Raw genomic sequence first — 21,611 nt, forward strand, 5'->3', positions numbered from 1 at the left:
AGCCATCATCCATAAAAAAACAACGAAGGCATTGACTTAGTTATTCGGAGTGATAGCTTAAATAAGCGGTTATACGTATAACCTAATAATCACACCCAACTTGAAGAGGTGACCAACCGTGAGTCGAGTCTTGTATCTATACGGTGGCTGGCCCGGCCATTACCCCTACGAAATTGCTGCATGGGCACGGACCGTTTTCCAGGAACTGGATTTCGATGTCGAAGAGTCCACCGACATCTTCACACTGGACAGGGACTTGACCGGTTACGACCTGATCGTGATCGGCTGGAACAACGCCGTGACCACGGAAACGCTGACCGCCTCCCAGGAAAACCGCCTGCTCGAAGCCATAGAAAGCGGCACCGGGCTGGTCGGCTGGCATGGCGCCGGCGCGGCGTTTCGCGCCAGCCTCAAGTATCACTGGGTGCTGGGCGGCTCGTTTCTCGAGCACCCGATGGGCGAAGGTTTTCCCCATCCGTACCAGGTCAACATCATCGACCACAGCCACGAAGTCACCCAAGGCGTCGAGGATTTCGAGGTGCGGTCCGAGCAGTACTACATGCAGGTCGACCCGAACATCCACGTATTGGCCGAAACCACCTTCGACGGTAACCCGCTCCCGTGGCTCAAGGGCCATCGCAGCCCGGTCGCCTGGGTTCGCCAGTGGGGTCAGGGCCGGGTGTTCTATCACTCGATCGGCCACGACACCAGCAACCTCGCCGACCCGAATATCCGCCGCCTGACCAAGCAGGGCCTGAACTGGGCAACTCGCGGCCGCGCACAAGGCACGGAAAAAAACACCTCACTTTCATCAACCCAAGGAGTCCTGTCATGACTAAATTGACCGGCAGCCAGATCGTGGCTCAAACCCTGAAAAACTATGGCGTCGAATACGTCGCCGGTATCCCCGGTCACGGTATCTGGACCCTCACCGATGCCTTCCTTGAGGAAGACTCCAAACTCAAGTTCATCCAGGTCTTCCACGAACAGAGTGCGGTTCACCTCGCGGACGGTTACTACCGGGTTTCCGGCAAGCCGATGGCGGCGGTCACTTCCATCGGTGCCGGCGCGGCCAATACCGTTATCGGCATGGCCACCGCGTTCACCGACTCCACCAGCCTGATGCTGATCACCGGCGGGCCGCCCACCCACATGCGCGGCCACGGATTGCTGCAGGAGCTGGAGCGCTACACCGACAACGACTTCCCGAAAATCGCCGAAGCCGTGACCAAACGTCACTGGGTCGCGACCCGCGTTGAAGAGCTGCCGTTCATGATGCATCGGGCCTGGAGCGCGATGGTCACCGGCCGCCCTGGCCCGGTTCATCTGGAAATCCCGATGGACGTTCAGGCCGAAGCCGCCGAAGTAACCCTGCACGCCCTGGAAGAACGCACCCCGATCGGCAAATGCTTCCCGGACCCGGCAGCTACCGCCCGCGCGGTTGAAGAGTTGAAGGCGTGCAAGCGCCCGGTGCTGGTGATCGGCGGCGGTGTCATCACCGGCGAGGCCAGCGCTGAAGTGCTCGCCCTGGCCGAAGCCTGGAAGATTCCGGTGGTGACCACCTGGAACGGCAAAAGCGGCTTCCCGGAAGATCACCCGCTGTTCGCCGGCAGCGTCGGTCAGACCGGCACAATGTGCGGTAATACCGTGGCGTCCACCGCCGATGTGATCATCGCCGTGGGCTGTCGTTTCACCGACTGGTCATCGTCCAGTTATGCCAAGGGCGTGACCTTTGCGATTCCGCCGTCGAAGCTGATCCACATCGACATCGATCCGCACGAAATCGGCAAAAACTACCCGGTGACCGTGGGCATCTGCGCCGATGCGAAATACGCCCTGGCCCACATCGTCGAAGGCTTGAAAGGCCAGACCGTGGACCGCGAAGGATACCTGGCCGACCTGCGCGGTTATCAGGACGAATGGGAAACCAAACTGGCGGGTCGTCGCGACTCCGACCGTTTCCCGTTTACCTCGCAACGTCCGCTGGGCGCGCTGCGCAAGATCTTCCCGCGGGACACCATTGTGGTTGTCGGCTCCGGCAACACCCAAGGCGCGGTCAAGCAGACCTTCCCGGTGTACACGCCGCGCACGCACCTGACCTCGGGCGGCTTCTCGTCCATGGGCTGGGCGGTGCCGGCCGCGATCGGCGCCAAACTGGCGGCACCGAACCAACCGGTGGTGTGCATCCTCGGCGATGGTGACTTCCTGATGACCTCGCAGGAAATTGCGATCTGCGTGACCAACAACATTCCCGTGGTGTTCATGATCCAGAACAACGCCGGGTACATGTCGATTCGCGGTGGCCAGCGCAAGCAGACCAGTCGCCACATCGGCACCGAGTTCAACCACCCGGACGGCACGCCGTACAGCCCGGATTTCAAAGCGGTCGGCGAAGCCTTCGGCCTGAAATCCTATCGCGTGGAGCGCCCTGAAGACCTGGAGCCGATCCTGCAGGAAGCCCTGGACCTGAACGTGCCGGTGCTGATCGAGATCCCGACTGACCGTGACGCCGCAGGTCCTTGGGTACCAGGCTGGTGGGATTTCCCGATTCCCGAGTACATCACTGACGAACGCCAGGACGAATACCGGGAACTGCGCAACTCCGAACAGCACCTATAAGAACTGGAGCAGCTCAAATGAGTGATGCCTTGATTTCGCATCATGCAGAGCTGAATCCACAACCGGGGGCGCCGCGCGAACCGCGCGCCCTCGACGTGGTGACACCTGATGCAGATGGCAATATCAACTGTGATGTCGTGATTATCGGCTCGGGCATGGGCGGCTCAACCTTTGCCCATGCGCTGCGCGAGAGTGGGCTGGACATTGTGATCGTCGAACGGGGGGATTTCCTGCCCCGTGAAATACAGAACTGGAGCACCGAATCGGTGTTCGCCGAAGGCCGCTATCGCAATGCCGAACAGTGGCTGGATGAATCCAATCAAGCGTTTTCGCCGGGGGTGTTTTATTACGTCGGCGGCAATACCAAATTCTACGGCGCCATGCTGCCACGGTTTCGCGAAGAGGATTTTGGCGAAATTCAGCACGCCGAGGGCGTTTCACCCGCATGGCCCATCAGTTACGCGGAGTTGGAACCCTGGTACGCCGAAGCCGAAAAGCTTTATCGGGTGCATGGCCAGGCCGGCATCGACCCCAGCGAACCCTGGCGCTCGTGCCCTTTTCCGCAGCCTGCGCTCAAACATGACCCCGCCCTGATTCCGCTGGAGCAAAGCATGCGCCGTTCCGGACTCAAGCCCTTCGTGATGCCGGCAGCGGTGGATTATGGCGACGGCGGTGACTGCGTATTGTGTTCAACCTGCGACGGCTATCCTTGCCTCGTCGATGCCAAGGCTGACGCTGAAGTATCGGCGCTGAGACCTGCCTTGCGCAGTGGCACCGTCAGGCTGATGACCCGCACCATGATCAAACAACTGATCACCGGCACCGACGGCCGGACCGTGAACGAGGCCCGTGGCCTGATTGATGGCCGCGAGGTGACGCTTCGAGCCAAACGCTTTGTCCTGGCGTGCGGCGCGGTGAACAGCGCAGCCCTGTTGTTCAAGTCGGCAAACGATCAGCACCCTGAAGGCCTTGGCAACAGCTCTGGGCAACTGGGGCGCAACTACATGGTTCACAACAGCACCTTCATGCTGGCGGTGGACCCGCGACGCAAGAACAAAGTGATCTTCCAGAAGACCCTGGCCATCAACGACTGGTACAGCGCCAGCCCGCACAATTCGTTCCCGCTGGGTAACGTGCAGATGCTGGGAAAAATCCGCGAGCCCATGATTACCTCCATGCGCCCGTGGCTGCCAAAGTTCGCATCGCGATACATCACCGACCACAGCGTCGACCTGTATCTGACCTCTGAGGATTTGCCGACGCAGGAAAACCGCGTCACGTATGACAAACAGCGTGATGCGATCAAGGTCCACTGGACGCCGAACAACCTCAAGGCTCATGAGGGTTTGGTGAGCAAGACCAGTAAAGTGATGCGCGAGGCGGGCTATCCAGTGATTCTGAAAGCACGCATGGGGATTGCCACCAACTCGCATCAATGCGGCACTGCCGTGATGGGCACCGACCCCGCTACCAGTGTGCTGGACGTGAATTGCAAGCTGCATGACCTGAATAACGTCTGGGTGGTCGACAGCTCTTTCTTCCCCTCATCGGCCGCGGTCAATCCGGCACTGACCATCGCCGCCAATGCCCTTCGGGTCGCGGCGAGTTTCAAACGCCTGCCGAGTTGAACGGTTAAAAACCAACCTGAAGAATGGTTGCGGCGTACTTTACGCCGCAGCCCTGCAAGTTCTTAAACGTCTGCAGCCTGCACATTGAGCGTCGATGTGCGCACAATCAATTTCGTGGCGAAAATCTTCTGCTCGGGTTCGAGCCGGGTGCCGGCTGGTGCATTCAGTTGTTCGGTCAGCATTCTTGCGGCATAAACGCCCTTCTCCACCATGGGCTGGCCAATCGTGGTCAAGCCGAGCTGAACCGCCTCAGGAATATCGTCAAAGCCAATTACAGAAAGGGTTTGCGGGACATCGCGATTGAGCGCATGAGCCGTTTTCATGCAGGCGATCGCCATCACATCCGAGCAGGCAACCACCGCCGTGACGTCGTTGGACGTCAGCAGCGTGAAGGCGGCCGCTTGCCCCGCCGTCGAATCAAGTCCGCCGGCCTCGATAATGCTCAGGTCTTCGAAGGCCAGGCCGGCCACACTCGCCGCTTCCACGTACCCGGTCAGCCGCTCCCTCACAATGCGCTCACTGGCGCTTTTGAATCGCTGCTGATCAATCGGGCCGCGATAACCGTCGGGGTTCAGACGGTCAATGATGATGCCTATTTTGCGATGCCCCAGGTCCAGCAGGTGTTGCATTTGCGTACGGGCGGCACCGCGATCATCAATCCCGACAAAAAACGAGTCTTCCACCAGTGGGGAATCGATCACCACAAACGGAATGTTCTGTTTCACCACGGCCAATACGGCTGGGTGATCATCAGGCAAAGTTGAGATAATCAAACCATCCACCAGCCCGCGCAGTGCAAGGCTGCCGTGGTTCGCCGCCTGCGCACGACCGACGAGCCGGTTGTTATTGAGTGGAAACAACGTCAGCGCGACATTTTCCAGCTCCCCTACTTCACTGATCCCGCGCAATAAGGCGATGGTGCAGGGATCGGCGAACGCCAGGGACAATTTGTCCATCATCATCAGCCCGATCGCCCCAATCTTGCCCGAGCGAAGGCTTCGCCCCAGAACATTGGGTCCCGGGTAGCCCAATGAGGTGGCCACCTCAAGGATGTGCTCACGCTGGGCTTGCGACAATTTGGAGGGGCGATTGTAAGCGTACGACACAGCAGCCTGAGACACCCCCGCAGACAGTGCTACATCTTTCATTGAAACGGATGCCATCGCTTGCTTCCCAATCTTTTTGAACCTCATACGAGGTCCGTGAAAAAACATGCACTCAGTGTAACCGTTGACGGGAAGCCTTCGGAACCAGTCGAGTAGCACTGACCATGATCGCGATCATTAATGAAGCAACTGCGAGCAGCGCCGCAGACAGACCGGTCGCGTGAGCGAAGAGCCCAATGACTGCCGGACCCATCAAGATGCCGAGGTAACCGAGACTGGTTGCCGCGGCAATCGCCAACTCACCCGGCATCGTCTGTTGGGCACCTGCCAGCGATAAGTAAACCGGAGCAATGTTCGCCAAACCAATGCCTATGACGGCGAACCCCACCAGGTTCAGGAGCCAGTTCGTCGCCAGCACGACCATCATGAATCCCAGTATGACAATAAGGCCGCCACCGATGAGCACCACGCGCGAACCAAGCTTCAGCAGAATCCGGTCGCCACTCAATCGTCCCAGGGCCATCATCACTGCGAACGCCGCGTAGCCCAGGCCGGCAATCGAATGCTGAACCCCACGTACCTCCGCGAGAAACACCGCGCTCCAGTCAAGAATCGCCCCTTCCGCGAGAAAGGCGAACAGACAGAGCAAGCCCAACAACAAGACTTTTCGCGTGGGCCGGACAAATATCGGGCTGCCTTCATCGCCGCTGCGCCCCAACATTTGTCGCCCGGAGGTCAGGGCGAAAGCGACCAGTGCCGCCAACACCGCGCTGCTCGCCAGCAAAGGCGTAGCGCCGAGCCATAACAAGGTGGTCATACCCGCCGCACTGACAATCGTTCCCAGGCTGAACAATCCATGAAAGCCTGACATGAGTGAACGGCCCGTCGCGCGTTCCACCATCACCCCTTGTACGTTCATCGTCACGTCGACTGATCCGCACCCAGCGCCGAAAACTGTCAGGGCAAACATCAAGCCTGCAAATGAATGCGTCGTCGCTAGCATTGGCAATGTCAGTAATACCAGTGCAATACCGACGTGCATGGTAAAGCGGCAACCTTTCCTGGCGTTCAGAACGCCGGCAAGCGGCATCATCACCAGTGAGCCCAGGCCGAGGCATAGCAATAGCAGGCCTAACGCACCGTCGTCGACCTCTGCTCGACTACGTGCATAAGGAACCAGGGGTGCCCATGCGCCCATGCAAAGGCCTGACATCAGAAATGTCAGTCGGTAGGCGGCCATATCAGGTGTGGCGCACGGCAATACCAATTCTTGAGACGACACGGAAACCTCTGTGTTCGATTCAGTAAGGTTATACGTATAACTCAAAACAATAGAATAGGCCAACAGGACAACGAAAAGCGGGACAACGACGCCCAGCAGGATGTGAGATACGAATGCGCACGTACTGGCCACAAAACCGAAAAGGATTGACAGCCAGTCTGTTGCCAATGTTACTTTTATAGGGTTATACGTATAACTCTATCGACATAAACTTCCAATTGCATGAACACCCCCAAAAAAACAAAAGGGACAATGCAGCGTGATTAACAACATTCAAAAAACACAGATCCCCGATCGCATTCGCAGGGCGCGTATCGCGACTTTCCTGGGCTTCATGATGATTGGGGCCATGATGTACATCTGGTCGACAGGTGTCAGTGTCTTCAGAGCGCAACTGGGCTTTACCGGCGAGTTGGGAGATGCGAACTTCGGTTTAGTCGCTCTCGGGGTTGGTGTGGGTTCGGCAACGGGTGCGCTGTGGGTTGGCCGCTTGTTGGACACTTTCGGTGCAAAGCCAGTCATCACGGTGTGCGCACTCGCGTATCCCCTCTCCATTATTCCGCTGGGTTTCGTCAGTGGTTTCTGGTTCGCGTTGTGCTTCGGTGTTGTGCTCGGTCTACTGCGAGGTGCTCTGGATACCGCGTTGAATGCGCATGGTGTTCAAGTCGAACGCTTCTACCAGCGCTCGATCATGTCTGGCTTCCACGCGTTTTATTCACTGGGCGGCTTTCTGCTGGGAATGGTGTGCAGTTGGCTGACCGGTTTCTACACCGACAGCGTGCAAGTGCCCTACACCGTACTTGGCGTGGCGCTATTTATCGTGGGCTGTTTTTTCAGCCGATGGCTGCTCGGCAAGCATGATGTTCCCGAGTCGTCATCCAGCGACTGGCACACAGGCGCCCGCCCGACAGATGAGTCAGGCAAAGGCCCATCGACCAAATCGTTACTGGTCATGATTGCGCTCGGTACCCTGTTGCTCGGCAGCATGATGGGAGAAAACGCGATTGCCGACTGGGGCCAGGAATACATTCGGCGTGAGTTCTCGACAACGACCTCGACAGCCGGCATGGCAGTCTCCGTCTTCGTCGGTGCAGCCTTTGTCGGGCGTCTTTTCGGTGACCGGTTGGCTGCCGCGTTCGGTAACTCACAGGTGGTTTTCGGCTGCGGGACGCTGTGTGTCCTCGGCATGATCATCACCATTGTCGGTGGCACCGCAATGACCGGCATCGTCGGCTTCGCACTGTTCGGCCTCGGACTGTCCTGCATCGCCCCCCTGATGATTTCTGCCGCCGGACGCCGCGATCCACAACATGCGGGTCGCAACATCGGCATCGTTAACTGTATCGGGTTCTCCGGGATGCTTGTGGGGCCGGCCGCCATCACGGTGATTGTCAGCAACTTTGGCCTGGGCAGACTAATGTTTTTCCCGTTGATCATGCTGGGCTTGCTGGCAACGTTCGGCCCATTACTGACGCGAACACCCAAAACAGCTTCGACCGATAAACAACGCCAGGCACGCAGCAACAACGCCTCATTAAAAAAAAATGTTCTCTAAACGTGCAACAGCAAAAAGTAACTGGCGACTCATCACGTCCGGGTTTCTGACAACGATAAAATCGGGGGATCTATACCAATGAGCACTTACAACACGCAGGAGACTCCGCCTGTTGGCGGCAAACTTTCAAAAGGCCTAAACAGCCGGCAGATCACCATGATCTCGATCGGCGGCGTGATTGGCGCCGGATTCTTCGTCGGATCGGCCAGCGCCATTTCCGCCGCTGGCCCGGCAGTCCTTGTCTCATTTGCTATCGCCGCGGTCATGGTAATTTTGGTTATGACCATGTTGGGAGAACTGGCGACCGCCAATCCGGATACGGGCTCATTCTCAACTTACGCTCAACAGGCATTGGGACGCTGGGCCGGCTTCTCTATCGGATGGTTGTATTGGTGGTTCTACGTGCTGGTCATCCCGCTTGAGGCCATCGTCGCCTCGGACATCCTCGGCGGCTGGCTGGGCGTACCGTCAATGTTGGTGGGCGCCGCCATGATCGCTTTGCTGACGGCAACCAACATCCTCAGCGTCAAGAACTTTGGCACCCTGGAGTACTGGTTCTCGCTGTTCAAGGTCATCACCATCTTGGCCTTCACCGCACTGGGCCTCACTGCGATCTTCGGATTATTACCTGGCTCCTCAACAAGCGGTGTGAGCCACCTCTGGATTGATGGTGGCTTCGCCCCTACGGGCGGCACGGGCATACTCGCCGCGCTGGTACTGGCGATGTTCAGCTTCACCGGCATGGAGATCGTCACCATTGCCGCCGCCGAATCCCCGGATCCGCGTACCAGCATTCGCAAAGCCATACGATCGGTTGTCTGGAGGATGGTGATTTTCTACTTCGGCTCAATTTTCGTGATCGTGAGCCTGGTTGCCTGGAACGCCCCGGCGCTGGCGAACGGTTCTTTCCAGGCAACGCTGGAAGCGATAAACATTCCCGCTGCGGCGACGATTGTCCAGACCGTCATCCTGGTTGGCGTCGCCAGCACCTTGAACTCTGCAATCTTCACCGCCTCACGGATGGGTTACTCCCTCGCTTCACGAGGTGACGCTCCGCGATCATGGGCTAAAACGACACATAACGGTGTGCCACGGATCTCGATTTTTTACTCCAGTGCAGCATCGTTGATTCTGCTGGTCGCTAACTACACCCTGCCGCAAGCCGTTCTGGTGCCACTGATTGCGACGATTGGCACAATTGCGTTGGTTATGTATCTGGTGATTGCGATCAGCCACGTCATTCTTCGCAAGCGTGCCATTGCGAGTGGAGAAAAACTGCTGGTAAAGGTGCCCTTCTTCCCGGTGCTTTCTTACATCACCATCGCCTTTATTCTGGTGTTCCTGGGCCTTATGGCTTTCGTCCCGGGGCATCAAATGGAATTGGGGGTTTCCGCTGTCTTGTCATTGATGTTGGTCGTGATCGGTGTGTACCTACAGCGGCGCGATGCTGGTGACGCAACGGTGATGAGCCGAGGTTGAAGTGCCGTCGAGGTGGTTGAGCGATCAACCACTTCGATTTCCCCTACAGGTTACTAGATCATAGGTGAGCTGCTCACCACCCGCAGTGCCAACCCCTCATACGCATCCAGCGTAATGGTGAACTCGCCCTCAGGCGTAAGATCACCTTCGACTCGTTCATTGATGATGTCGACCACCGGCCCGGGTGCGATATTGGGCAGATGCAGAGTTTCGGTGATCGGAGTCGAGCCGAAGTTCAGCGCGGTGATTTGCGTACCTTTGCCGGCCGGCAGCTCATGGACCATGATCAGCAACCCCGGATGCTCGACATCCGGCACCAGGATCTGGCGACTGGCGGCGATGTCGTAGGCGCGGCGCGCAGCAAGAATTTTGCGCAGTTGTGAGACGAACGAATCCGAATCCTTCAGTTGGCTCGGCAGGCTGCCATACAAAGTCTTCGGACGTGGCATCCGCCCCGCCGACATCGATGCCTGCGGGTTGAGGTCCACCAGATCATAGGCACCGCGATGTATCCAGCGTGTGTCACCGTCGCCCATCAAATGCTCGACTTGTTCCGCAGGCAATGGCAACGCGCCAACCAGGTCCCAGCCAGACAATGCGAACACGCCGGGTTGCATGGCGTTGTACATCACCAACAACAGATGGACCTGGCGGATCTGCTGAATATCCGCAGAGGTTATCGCCTCGAGGTCACGAATGCCCAGAGCCGCCGTAATGAGGCTGGTGGTGGTGCAGGACACGCCATTGGTGACGAATTTCAGATTGTAGGGAGCATGTTCTCCCGCCAGGCGCTCATACATCTGCTCGCGAATGTGCTCGCGCAAGATGTTGCCGGGAAAGGTTTGGCCCTGATAGAGGTAGGTGTCGTGAGCGTGCAGCGTCCAGAAATGCACCAGTTCCAGGGTCAATTCATCATGGTTCTGCAAGGCATGGATCAGCGAGCCCGGATCGATGCCGAGGTTGTGCATCTGACGCAGCATCAAGCGCAAAAATTCGGTGTCGCCCATCAGTAAGGCGTGTTGGTAGGCCGGTCGGGTGATGAAGTCATAGGACAGGTCGGCGCCGCCATGGGACATGGCGGCAATGTCGTCGACCGTCAGGTTCAACTCTTGGAAACTGAAGCCACCGGCCTTGCGAATCGCCCCGCCCAGCAGTTGGTTGCCAGTGATCGACAACGGATGGCTCTCGGACCAGGCGGTGCCATCGATTTTGCGTTCCACGCCGAGGAAACCGTTGGCGTCCAGACGCAGGATTTTCGCCCCCATGACGTCGATGGCATGTAGCGCATCTCCGATGATCATCTGCTGAGCGGCAAAAGTCGGGTCAAGCCAGTTCAGCGACGGTTGCCCCTCCTTGAAGTAATGCAGGTAAACCCAACGTCGCGGCTTGCCGTCGACCCCCATCACGATCGATGTCGCACTCCAATCGGTTTCCTTGACTCCCGGCTCGAAGAAGATCACCCGTTGCAACTGGCCGACGATGTAATGCTTGTCTCGCAGAACGTCTACCTGCTGCGGGGTCAGGTTCTGCGCATCGCGTCCCTCGGTAATGTCGGGCAGTAGCGGCCAGTCTTCTTCGCGAATCTCCACCATATGGTAGAGCCCCGGATAGTCTTCATACGCCATCTCGGCAAGGCGAAAATCCGCGCCTTTGCCGGTGTGCGACGGGATTACATCGTCGATGATGACCGCATTGTGCGCGGCGGCCATGCGCACCAGCGCCTGAAGCTGAGCCTCGGTGCCCAATTGCGGGTCGATGTCGAAACTGATGCGGTCAAAGTTGCCGTCAATCGTCGGCGTGTGTTCCGTGCCCGAAAGGCCGCCAGACCTCTTCAACGGGCCATTGTGGATGCCCTGGATACCGATTCTCGACAACGCGTGCCATAAGGTTTCATCCCCCAGGGCTTCCAGTACGCTGCCGTCTTCGCGAGTGACAATGGACGCCGGGTAAGCGGTGAACCACACCGACGCCAGGGCCGAAGCATCACGGGGCCGGGTATGGGCGTAAGGCTGTTGCCACAATCGACCTTGTCCCGAATAGAGCTTGGCCCGCTGTTTTGCGGCATGAAGCATCGATTGTTCGACCAGCCAGTCGACATGATTTTTCTCAGCTGCCGTCATGGAAACAATCACCTCTGTAATGAAAAAACCGCACTCGCCCCTCTCCACCAAAGGCGCCGCTCGTTTTTATATGAGGCCATGACGTGGCATTCGTTGCATCGAGTCAGCAGGACGCTTGCGATGCGCAATGGGTTAAGTAAAAACCTAGAGGCCCAACGCAGCGCACTGACATTTCCAAGGTACCGGCACGTATTTCAACAACGAGTACTTTTCAGGCTCAATATTTTCACTGGCGATGATTTTGGGAACGATGAGTATCTACCTTCTGCTGCTGTCGAGATAAAGCACGTCAAACTCATCGGGCCGCACATTTTTGCAAGGTGAAAAATTACTGAAATCCGCCAGATGAGCAAAGCGATAAAGTACTTCACGGCGCCGTGACCAAACTTGGACCTGCTTGTGCACACTGAGCTTCATCCATCACGCTATAACAAGTCCTGAGCATGCGGAACAGAGCCTCTCAGTCCAAGTCCACAGAGGCAGGAAACGCGACGATGTCATTCTGCATTCAACCGGGTCGTGAAATACCGTGATGACGCAGTTTGCGATAGAGCGTATTGCGGCTGATCCCTAGGCGAGCGGCAACATGGGCGATATGCCAATGTTCCGCCTCAATCAATGTGAGCAGTGTCTGCCGCTCGGATACGCCTAGCGGATTTTCAGCCAGCGCAACTGTCGCTGGCACTGCCGGCAGCAACTCCGCCAAATCGTCAAGGGTGACACGCCCCTCCAATGCCAACGCTACCAGCGTGCGCAGGCACGTACGCAACTGCCGGACATTGCCCGGCCAAGGCTGCGTCAGCAGGCGCTCTCTGACGCCCGCCTCTAGCCGAATCCTGACCCCTGCTGCCTCCTCGCGCAGCAATAGGTCCAGCAAACGCCCCTTGTCTGATCGTTCACGCAGCGGTGGGAGCTGCACGGCGAATCCGGCAACGCGGTAGAACAGATCCTCGCGCAAGCGCCCTTCGGCCACACAGGCGTGCAGATCCTGGTGGCTGGCACTGATGAGGCGAACATCGAGTGGACGTGCCGTCGCGCCGCCTAAGGGCACCACCTGACGCTCCTCCAACACGCGTAGCAGGCGAGTCTGTAAAGCCAGAGGCATATCGGCGATCTCATCAAGAAATAGTATGCCGCCGTGGGCCTGTTCCAGCTTACCGATCATCCCGTCTTTACGTGCACCAGTGAAGCTGCCACCGCGATAGCCGAACAGCTCGCTTTCGATAAGCGCTTCTGGAATGGCTGCGCAATTGATCGCCACAAACGGCTGGGTTGCTCGGGAGCTGGCGCGGTGCAGCGCCGCAGCAAAAGCTTCTTTGCCAGTACCGGTTTCGCCCTGTAAAAACACCGGAACGTCACGCTCCAAAACACGTAATGCGCGAGCAAAGCCGCGTTGCAGGCGTGGGTCTTCCAAGCACACGTGCACATCGTTGATTTTGGGGGGCGCGGGAATGACTAAAGGCGCCTGGTGCGCGGGCTCTCGCAGCTGCCCGTAGAACTGGCGTCCGTCCAGCAGCCGCACTGGCCAACAGACACTCGGCTGAGCGCTGGCCTGGCTCATCACCTGCTCAATAGGTGTTTCCAACAACGCTGTTAGAGACTGGCCGATCACTTGATCACGGCTGAGGCCTAACAGATCCAGCGCAGCATGATTGACTGAGCAAATACGGGCACTCTCGTCGAAACTGAGCAGACCTTCACCCAGCAGTCCAACGAAGCCTGCCTCAGGGTGGAAGCGCAGCAAATATCGCTGCGGATCATGCCCCAAGAAAAAACAGCTCTCTATTAACTTGGCCGATAGGTTGGTCAATGCCATGGCCTGGAAGTGTCGCTGAAGGCTGTGGTCATCCCTTACAGAAGTGAGGTTGAGCACGGCTAGCAACTCTCCACTCGCATCAAATATCGGGCTCGCCGAACAGGTAAGACCGACGTGCTTGCCACGGAAATGCTCATCACGACGGATGGTTACGTCCGCTCGCTCGACCAAGCAGGTGCCGACACCGTTGGTGCCTTCGCAATCTTCACTCCATACAGAGCCGAGCCACAGCCCGGAACGCTGAAATTCGGCTCGTTCGGATTCGTTAAACACACTGTCGATCGCCACACCGCGAGCATCGGTGAGTAGCACCACGTGACCATCACGTCCGAGTTGTTGGTGCAGGTTGCTCATCTGCCAGTGCGCCACAGCGATGATGTGTTCCAGTGGCGCGCGGTGATCCTGCAAGCGTGGATGCTCAACCACGTTCGGTGCGCGGCGACTGGCAGGATCGAGCTGATACTGATCCAGGCACCGACGCCAAGATCGTGTGATGGCACGGTCAACAATAGGGCCATGGTTGGCGTGAGTGTCCTGCACGGCTTGCAGCACTTGTTGTGCATGGGCGTTGATCAAGGCCGGCTTCATTGTTCTTGTTCTCCGTTACGGTTAGGACACGGGTCTGTTCGCAGCTTATATGAAAAGATCTCAACGAGCGCTTTTTGCACCGAGTGACACTCTGTCATCCACCCTTTCCAGAATCGTGACAGAGAGGTGAATCCAAGCCTGAGCAATACTGCCGCAGCAGCTCTGCAATGGGGCTTTCGCGAAGGTGGCCCGAGCCTTGCTCTGGAGCAAGTTGTACAAAAACAACAAGATCTGGAGAAGCCCCATGAACATCGCTGTCGAAACGCCTCTGCACACGCCAACTGCTCAACTCGCTGCTTGGATCGAAAACCTCGGCGAGCGTCTCGCCCAACGTGATTTGAACGGCGTACTGGAACTGTTTGCCGAAGAGTGTCACTGGCGTGACCTACTACTTTTCAGCTGGAACTTAGTGACCTTGGAAGGCAAGCCTGCCATCCGAGACATGCTCGAAACACGCCTCGACCAGACTCGTCCTGAGCGATGGAAACTAGAAGGTGAGGCGACGCTGAATGACGGTGTGCTCGAAGGTTGGATCAGCGTGGAAACCGATGCGGCGCGAGGTAAAGGCTACGTGCGTCTAAAGGAGGGCCTGTGCTGGACGCTGTTGACGACCATGCGCGAGCTCAAAGGCTTTGAAGAACCCAGCGGCCGCCGTCGTCCAATGGGTGCCAATCATGGTCACGCCAACACCGACAAACGCAACTGGTTAGAGCGCCGTCGCGATGAGGAAGCTTCGCTAGGCATCACCACCCAACCTTACTGCCTGATCGTGGGTGGTGGCCAGGGTGGGCTGGGGCTCGCTGCGCGGCTCAAGCGAATGGGTGTGCCAACTCTGATCGTCGACAAGGCCGAGCGTCCTGGTGATCAGTGGCGCGGTCGCTACAAGTCGCTGTGCCTGCACGACCCTGTCTGGTACGACCATATGCCTTACCTGCCCTTCCCCGATCACTGGCCAGTCTTCACCCCAAAAGACCAGATTGGCGACTGGCTGGAAATGTACACCAAAGTCATGGAGCTCAATTATTGGCCGCGTACGGAATGCGTGAGCGCCAGCTTTGACGAGCAAAGTGGCACCTGGAAGGTTGAAGTGCAGCGCGATGGCGAGCGTGTGACTTTACAGCCTACCCAGTTGATCCTCGCCACCGGCATGTCTGGCGTACCCAATGTTCCGAGTTATCCGGGTGCCGAGGTTTTCAATGGCCAGCAGCATCACTCCAGCCGCCATCCCGGCGGGGACACCTGGAGCGGCAAGCGCGCGGTGGTCATCGGTGCGAACAATTCGGCTCACGACATCTGCGCCGACTTGGTGGAGAACGGCGCCGAGGTGACCATGGTGCAACGCTCCAGCACCCACATCGTGCGCTCCGACAGTTTAATGGACCTCGTCTTCGGCGGGCTCTACTCTGAAGACGCTCTGGAGATGGGTTTGACCACGGACAAGGCTGACATGCTGTTCGCCTCAATCCCCTACAAGGTCATGCCAAGCTTTCATCAACCCATCTTTGACGCGATCAAGGAGCGCGACAAGGACTTCTACGAGCGCTTGGCCAAGGCCGGCTTCATGCTAGATTTCGGTGACGATGAATCTGGCCTTTTCATGAAGTATGTACGCCGTGGTTCTGGTTACTACATCGACGTCGGCGCCTCCGAACTGATCGCTAACGGCACGATCAGGCTCAAGAGCGCGCCTGGCCTGGGTGTCGAACGCATCGAAGCAGATGCCGTCGTTCTCAACGATGGCAGCCGACTACCGGCAGATCTGATCGTCTACGCCACGGGCTATGGCTCAATGAATGGTTGGGCAGCGAAGCTGATTTCCCAGGAAGTAGCTGACAAGGTCGGCCGCTGCTGGGGCTTGGGTTCTGGAACCACGAACGATCCTGGCCCGTACGAGGGCGAACTGCGGAACATGTGGAAGCCAACACAGCAGGAAAACCTCTGGTTCCACGGTGGCAACCTGCATCAGTCACGGCATTATTCGCTGTATCTGGCGCTGCAGATAAAAGCGCGCTTCGAAGGCATCGACACATCCGTCTATGGCCTTGCCGAGAGTCACCACACTGGCTGAGTCAAATGGCGCCCAACCGTGGTTGGGCGCCTATCCACAATGCCCCGAATGCAGCCTACTCGTAGAGACCCGCTTGGAAGGTACCGGGTAACCGTCCAGCGCTCGAACAAGCGAACCGTCTTTTAGATGCTCTCGCACCGTTAACTCAAGCGCTTGAAGCAGTCCAAACCCGGCTAGTGCCGACGCAACGAACGCTTCGCTGTCATTCACGTTGATTGCCGAATTAAGGCGTATAGTCTTCACCTGCCCGTCCACGACGAAGATCCATTCGATTGGCCGTGGATGGGTACCGGAGAAATAATTGACTGCTTGATGGGTGTCCAGGTCGGCTAATGTGCGGGGCTCTCCAAAGCGCTCAAGGTAGGCCGGCGCAGCACATGTCACGATCGGTAGAAAACCTATGCCGGTAGCGACCATGCTCGAGTCTTCAAGGGCCCCCAACCGCACCACACAATCCACTCCCTCTGCGATCATGTCGATAGGCTTGTCATTCGTGCCAAGGGTCAATTCGATACCTGGATATTGGCTTTGAAACTCCATCAGGGACGGGATGATAAGCAGCTTCCCCAAGGCGACAGGCATATCTACACGCAGCTTTCCAGTGAGATGTGCTGGACGATTACCGAATGACGCCATGGTCTCATCGACCTCGGCCAAGATGGCTTTGCACCGTTTGTAGAACACTTCACCCTCAGGGGTGAAGCTCACCTGGCGAGTTGTTCGATTAAGCAATCGCCCTCCCAGTTGCAGCTCCAAAAGCTGAATCGTTTTGGAAACAGCAGGCCGGTGAAGGTGTAAGGCCTGTGCTGCCTTGGTGAAACTGCCGGTTTCCATGACGCTGACGAAAACCTGCATCGAGTGAACGATGTCCATTAAAACGCACCTGACGAAGGATCATCACAGCTTACTCCCCTCTTCTCCGCCAATAACGGTATAGAGGCTCCGCAAGAAAAAGCACCAGCACGAGCCTTAGCGTTTGCATGGCGGTAACCAAGGGTACCGACAACGCAAGCGTTAAGGAGTTGCAGCACCCAAGCCGCGAGCCCGCCGACTGGAAACAGCCCCAACAGCCAATACCAATTCACCTCCGCGACGTGGTGTGTAGACGATTCTATCGGCAGCAAAAAAGGCTGGCGCTATCGCACCGTCCTTCTGCAGGGCACGGTGAAAATCCACCAGCCGTATGAGCGACACGTGAGCAGGCAAACGGGCCAAATCGAACTGATCAACTCCAGCCCCCGCAGCGTAGAGGAGCCGAAGATTACCAAACTGCTCCGCAAGGCTGGCAAGAGGCTCCCAAGCCAGGATGTAGTGCACCTCTGCCGGGTTACCGATATCAGGCCATTGGCGGAACTCTAGTTGAGGAGCGAGCGTTGACAGGCCATCTCGCCATTTCTGCGCATCGGCGGGATTGGCCATGTATAGGATGCACATTGCCCCCCCTATTCGCCTTTCAAATGCGCATAGCTATCAACGAAACGCTTAAATTTGTGTTGGCCACACGTGTACGCTTCATACTTCGCGGGTAGAGCCTCACTCACGCAGGTTGGCACAGGTTCAACCACCGCATCGAAATCCAAATCAATAAAGAAAGGTATTGAATAGCGCTCTAGACCGCTAGTGTTTATGACGCGATGCATTGTCGAGGTGTAGCGATCGTTGGTAAGGGTTTGAACTAGATCACCAATATTGACGATAAAAGTGCCTTCAACTGGAGGGGCAGTAACCCACTCCCCTGCGCGGTTCCTGACTTGCAAACCGCCAACTGCATCTTGGGATAGGACCGTCAAGAAACCATAGTCCGTGTGCGCCCCAATACCGATCTCCTCTTGGGAGACCCTTCCGATCTGGGGCGGGTAATGCAAAATTCGTTGGATAGTGATGGGCTTACGTTGAAGATGTTCAAAGTAATCTTGTGGTAGACCCAAGCTCAGCGCGATCCCACCAATAAGCATTCGCGCGAGTGCCAATACAGAGGAATGGTAATCTTCGGCAATCTTCTCAAATTGCGGCAGTGCCGACGGCATTTGATTAGGACCAAAAAATGGAGAGACCTCATCGTAATGAGCTCCGCAATCAAAACATTCTTTGAAATCGCGGGTATTAGCAGGATCGACGTTTTCCGCGTACATCGGTATATAACCACGTAGCGTGGGCCCGGAATTTACGACATTAAGCTTGTTCTTCTCATCAAAAGGAAGCTTGAAAAAGCTTTTGGTAAGCGCATACATCTCATCTATTAACTGCTGGCCAATGCCATGGTTTTTTATATAAAAAAAACCCACCTTTTCGCAGGCATCACCTATTTGGCTTGCCACCTTCAGTGGATTTTCGCCATTTATGAGCGACGATATATCTATGACTGGAATTTCAGTGAAAGCTGTTTGTTTGCTAGCCAGACGAATATCAAATAACTCTGTCACGTATGCTCTCCTTTCCAAAATATCAATTAGGCAGAAGATCTAGAAGGCACGGTGGCGCCCTCTTTAATCTCGCCTCCTATAAAAACCCGACCCGAAGATAAACATTCAACACCCTTCACTCACTGCAAAGGGCATCGAACTGCAAAATAGTGACAAAACAGTGGCAGTCGTCACTGGCCCGCTGTTGTTGCAGCAGTCGTGCCGTCAAACATTGCTGAAAAGCGGGGCTTGTTGGCTGAGTAGTATTCTGCAACTACCTTATCTGCCGAACTATCACGCGCAGCAGCCATCATTTCCTCAAGGTCAGCTTTAGGAATTTTGAAGTTGGCGAAGAATCGAGCAACATCGGGATGTTCTGCGCTAAAACCTTTGCGTGCAACCGCGTGGATTTGCTCAGAGCCTCCGAAGATCTGCTTCGGATCATCCAAATATCGCAGTGACCACTTGGAGAACATCCAGTGCGGGCTCCATGCGTTAATCAAAGACCACTTGTCACGTTTCAGATTACGATCCAACTCGCTCAACATTCCAGACTCTGAAGAAGCGACCATCTTATATCCATCCAGACGATATTCTTTAATGGCCTTTTCCGTAAGTTTGTACTGACCATTACCAACTTCGGAAGTCAGAATTTTGCCGCCGAGTTTTCCCCTTACATCTGGCTTGTTGAGGTCTTCGACACTGGCGATTTCACTGACAGGAATAGAAGTAGGCACAGCCATGCCAATCCGACCTTCATAAAGCACCCCTAAGTCTTCGAGCTTGTCGCGGTATTTGTCATAAAAAGACTTGTGAGTGCTCGGCAGCCAAACCATAGGAATCAGGTCGATATTACCGTTAGCCAGCGCCTGGAACTGAATACCAATATCGGCCAGAATCAATTTGACCGGCTGCTTCAGGTGATCTCGCAGCGCCGTGTCTGCCAGCTTTACAGCGATCTCCGTATCCGACCAATTCACCCAACCAATACGGATAGGCGCGGGCTCCTCGGCTTGAGCAATCAGGCTGCTGGAGATCATAACCAACCCTGCAAGCCAGCCGGTACAAGTTTTACTGGATAACGTAATCATGTGCATCTCCGCGTGCGGCATTAATAGTTATTGGCAGGACAGCAGAATCATCAACCCCCTCATAAAAGTTCGAAGATAATATTAAATCTTCAAATATGAAATTTAGTTCATTGTTCTGCCATGGAATCATTATTAACTCACTCACAATGCCTTTTCGAGCGCCGGTAATGCCTCAAACAAATCCGCCACCAACATGTAATCTGCAACTTTGGCGATCGGCGCCTCAGCGTCCTGGTTGATCGCGACGATTACCTTTGATCCACTCATACCCGCCAGGTGTTGAATAGCGCCACTGATTCCAGCGGCGATATAGAGATCCGGCGCCACTATTTTCCCCGTCTGCCCGACTTGCAAGTCGTTGGGGGCAAAACCTGCGTCCACCGCAGCGCGTGATGCGCCTACGGCGCCACCGAGTTTGTCTGCCACACGTTCGATCAATGCAAAATTCGCTTTGCTTTGCATCCCGCGACCACCGGAAACGACAACACGAGCGCTCGACAGGTCAGGCCTTTCGCTCACCGTCAGCTGTTCGCTTACAAAGCTGACAGTGCTTGCACTGCGCCCCCCATTAACGGCCATGACTTCGCAGCGATCCTGATGGGACGAGGCTTGGGTAAAAGCCGAGGCACGGAGGGTCAACAACTTGACTGAATCGATGGACTGAACGGTGGCGATCGCATTACCCGCATAAATGGGTCGCTCGAAAGTGTCTGCCGACACAATTTTGATGACGTCCGAAAGCATTCCGACATCCAGGCTGGCCGCTACCCGTGGCAACACATTGCGACCCATGCTGCTCGCATCGGCCATTACATGGGTATAAGTGTCGCCCACTAGCGAAGTGATCAGTGGCTGGACATTTTCGGCCAGCGTCTTCTCGAACATCTCATCCTGCGCGAGCAGCACTCGATGCAGGCCCTTGGTAAGCGCGGCCTGTTCCGCAACGTCTGATGCCTCCGGCCCCCCCATCACAAGCAAATCCGTTTCGAAGCCCAGATCGATAGCAGCAGTAATTGCACTCAACGTGCCTGCCGTGAGTTGACTACCTGTGTGCTCGGCTATAACCAATGTGCGCATCAAACTAACCCCGCCACGTTTCTCAGTTTTTCCACCAGTTCAGATACCGAACTGACGTTGATACCTGCTTTTCGCACTGGAGGTGGCGTCACCTTGAGCAGCCGGGTGTGCTCCCTCACGCTCGCGCCCAAGCCATCAGCGGCAATCACCTCGAGCGTTTTTTTCTTGGCCTTCATGATGTTCGGTAACGAGGCGTAGCGCGGTTCATTAAGGCGCAGATCACAGGTAACAACTGCGGGTGCCGTAAGGGCCACAACCTGGCTGCCACCATCGACTTCACGCTCAACAACCCATAGGCCATCGGCATAGCTGATGGCTGAGGCAAAGGTGGCCTGACCACTACCTATTAATTGCGCAACCATCTGCCCGGTCTGGTTGTTCTCCTGGTCGATAGCCTGTTTACCAAAAAGGATCAATTGCGGCTTTTCGTTATCGATCACTTTACTTAGGTATTTGGCCACGTTGAGCGGCTCGAGCATCGTGTTCGTTTCAACCAGGAGTGCTCGATCTGCGCCAAGCGCTAATGCCGTACGTAATTGTTCTTGCGCAGCAGAAGTGCCAACTGAAACGACCACCACCTCGCAAACCACGCCTTTTTCCTTAAGGCGAATAGCTTCTTCCACTGCGATTTCGCAGAAAGGGTTCAAGGCCATCTTTACGCCATTCAGGTCGACGCCTGAACCATCGCCTTTAACACGAGCCTTCACGTTCGGGTCGATGGCGCGTTTTACCGCTACGAGCACTTTCATAATTCCCTCGGACACTCATCAATCGATGCAA

The 21,611-nt window shown here is 56.4% G+C and carries 16 protein-coding genes and 1 pseudogene; 6 read left to right on the plus strand and 11 right to left on the minus strand.

Features of this window, described 5'->3' with window-relative positions:
• The first annotated feature begins 118 nt into the window (after window positions 1-118).
• The 3 genes from DFS28_RS10930 to DFS28_RS10940 are packed head-to-tail and all read left to right on the plus strand — an operon-like array spanning window position 119 to window position 4,247.
• Entirely contained in the window at window positions 119-835 is a 717-nt protein-coding gene (locus DFS28_RS10930) for a ThuA domain-containing protein (RefSeq protein WP_111449755.1), read from the plus strand.
• The gene (locus DFS28_RS10935; RefSeq protein WP_111449756.1) at window positions 832-2,619 is read left to right on the plus strand and encodes a thiamine pyrophosphate-binding protein; all 1,788 of its coding nucleotides are present in this window, start codon (window positions 832-834) and stop codon (window positions 2,617-2,619) included. Before DFS28_RS10930 ends, DFS28_RS10935 begins: the two co-directional genes overlap by 4 nt.
• A gap of 17 nt (window positions 2,620-2,636) precedes the next feature.
• A complete protein-coding gene (locus tag DFS28_RS10940; protein ID WP_111449757.1) occupies window positions 2,637-4,247 on the plus strand; it encodes a GMC oxidoreductase in 1,611 nt (536 codons plus the stop codon).
• Between the two features lie 62 nt (window positions 4,248-4,309).
• Here DFS28_RS10940 and DFS28_RS10945 read toward each other — a convergent pair whose 3' ends face one another.
• Window positions 4,310-5,410: a LacI family DNA-binding transcriptional regulator gene (locus DFS28_RS10945; protein ID WP_111449907.1), complete on the minus strand. Its 1,101-nt coding sequence runs from the start codon at window positions 5,408-5,410 to the stop codon at window positions 4,310-4,312.
• Between the two features lie 55 nt (window positions 5,411-5,465).
• Window positions 5,466-6,593: an MFS transporter gene (locus DFS28_RS10950; protein WP_111449908.1), complete on the minus strand. Its 1,128-nt coding sequence runs from the start codon at window positions 6,591-6,593 to the stop codon at window positions 5,466-5,468.
• Between the two features lie 304 nt (window positions 6,594-6,897).
• Here DFS28_RS10950 and DFS28_RS10955 point away from each other — a divergent pair, with 304 nt between their 5' ends.
• Both DFS28_RS10955 and DFS28_RS10960 read left to right on the plus strand, forming a co-directional pair.
• Entirely contained in the window at window positions 6,898-8,190 is a 1,293-nt protein-coding gene (locus DFS28_RS10955) for an MFS transporter (protein WP_111449909.1), read from the plus strand.
• Between the two features lie 78 nt (window positions 8,191-8,268).
• The gene (locus tag DFS28_RS10960; RefSeq protein ID WP_111449758.1) at window positions 8,269-9,669 is read left to right on the plus strand and encodes an amino acid permease; all 1,401 of its coding nucleotides are present in this window, start codon (window positions 8,269-8,271) and stop codon (window positions 9,667-9,669) included.
• Between the two features lie 53 nt (window positions 9,670-9,722).
• On the opposite strand, the gene treS is transcribed toward DFS28_RS10960, so the two are convergent.
• On the minus strand, window positions 9,723-11,789 hold the full coding sequence (gene treS, locus DFS28_RS10965) for a maltose alpha-D-glucosyltransferase (RefSeq protein ID WP_111449759.1): 2,067 nt from the start codon (window positions 11,787-11,789) through the stop codon (window positions 9,723-9,725).
• 508 nt (window positions 11,790-12,297) lie between these two features.
• Window positions 12,298-14,193 (minus strand): sigma-54-dependent Fis family transcriptional regulator, encoded by a 1,896-nt coding sequence (locus DFS28_RS10975; protein ID WP_111449760.1) that lies wholly within the window; start codon window positions 14,191-14,193, stop codon window positions 12,298-12,300.
• A gap of 244 nt (window positions 14,194-14,437) precedes the next feature.
• Between DFS28_RS10975 and DFS28_RS10985 the strand changes: the two genes are divergently transcribed.
• On the plus strand, window positions 14,438-16,261 hold the full coding sequence (locus DFS28_RS10985) for an NAD(P)/FAD-dependent oxidoreductase (RefSeq protein WP_111449762.1): 1,824 nt from the start codon (window positions 14,438-14,440) through the stop codon (window positions 16,259-16,261).
• Between the two features lie 30 nt (window positions 16,262-16,291).
• Here DFS28_RS10985 and DFS28_RS10990 read toward each other — a convergent pair whose 3' ends face one another.
• From DFS28_RS10990 to DFS28_RS11020, 7 genes and pseudogenes are all read right to left on the minus strand, one after another.
• Entirely contained in the window at window positions 16,292-17,134 is an 843-nt protein-coding gene (locus DFS28_RS10990; protein WP_111449763.1) for a LysR family transcriptional regulator, read from the minus strand.
• Between the two features lie 31 nt (window positions 17,135-17,165).
• Window positions 17,166-17,276, minus strand: a pseudogene (locus tag DFS28_RS10995) (AbrB family transcriptional regulator); the annotation flags it as partial.
• Entirely contained in the window at window positions 17,276-17,680 is a 405-nt protein-coding gene (locus DFS28_RS30615) for a hypothetical protein (RefSeq protein ID WP_178082206.1), read from the minus strand. The gene DFS28_RS30615 and the pseudogene DFS28_RS10995, both read right to left, overlap by 1 nt.
• 23 nt (window positions 17,681-17,703) lie before the next feature.
• Complete coding sequence (locus DFS28_RS11005) at window positions 17,704-18,684, minus strand: isopenicillin N synthase family oxygenase (protein WP_111449764.1); 981 nt, start codon at window positions 18,682-18,684, stop codon at window positions 17,704-17,706.
• 170 nt (window positions 18,685-18,854) lie between these two features.
• On the minus strand, window positions 18,855-19,754 hold the full coding sequence (locus DFS28_RS11010) for a glycine betaine ABC transporter substrate-binding protein (protein WP_111449765.1): 900 nt from the start codon (window positions 19,752-19,754) through the stop codon (window positions 18,855-18,857).
• A 141-nt stretch (window positions 19,755-19,895) separates the two neighbouring features.
• On the minus strand, window positions 19,896-20,831 hold the full coding sequence (locus DFS28_RS11015) for an electron transfer flavoprotein subunit alpha/FixB family protein (RefSeq protein ID WP_111449766.1): 936 nt from the start codon (window positions 20,829-20,831) through the stop codon (window positions 19,896-19,898).
• Complete coding sequence (locus DFS28_RS11020; protein WP_111449767.1) at window positions 20,831-21,580, minus strand: electron transfer flavoprotein subunit beta/FixA family protein; 750 nt, start codon at window positions 21,578-21,580, stop codon at window positions 20,831-20,833. Before DFS28_RS11020 ends, DFS28_RS11015 begins: the two co-directional genes overlap by 1 nt.
• Window positions 21,581-21,611 lie beyond the last annotated feature (31 nt).

It is taken from the genome of Pseudomonas sp. 478, assembly GCF_003254125.1.
GTDB lineage: Bacteria > Pseudomonadota > Gammaproteobacteria > Pseudomonadales > Pseudomonadaceae > Aquipseudomonas.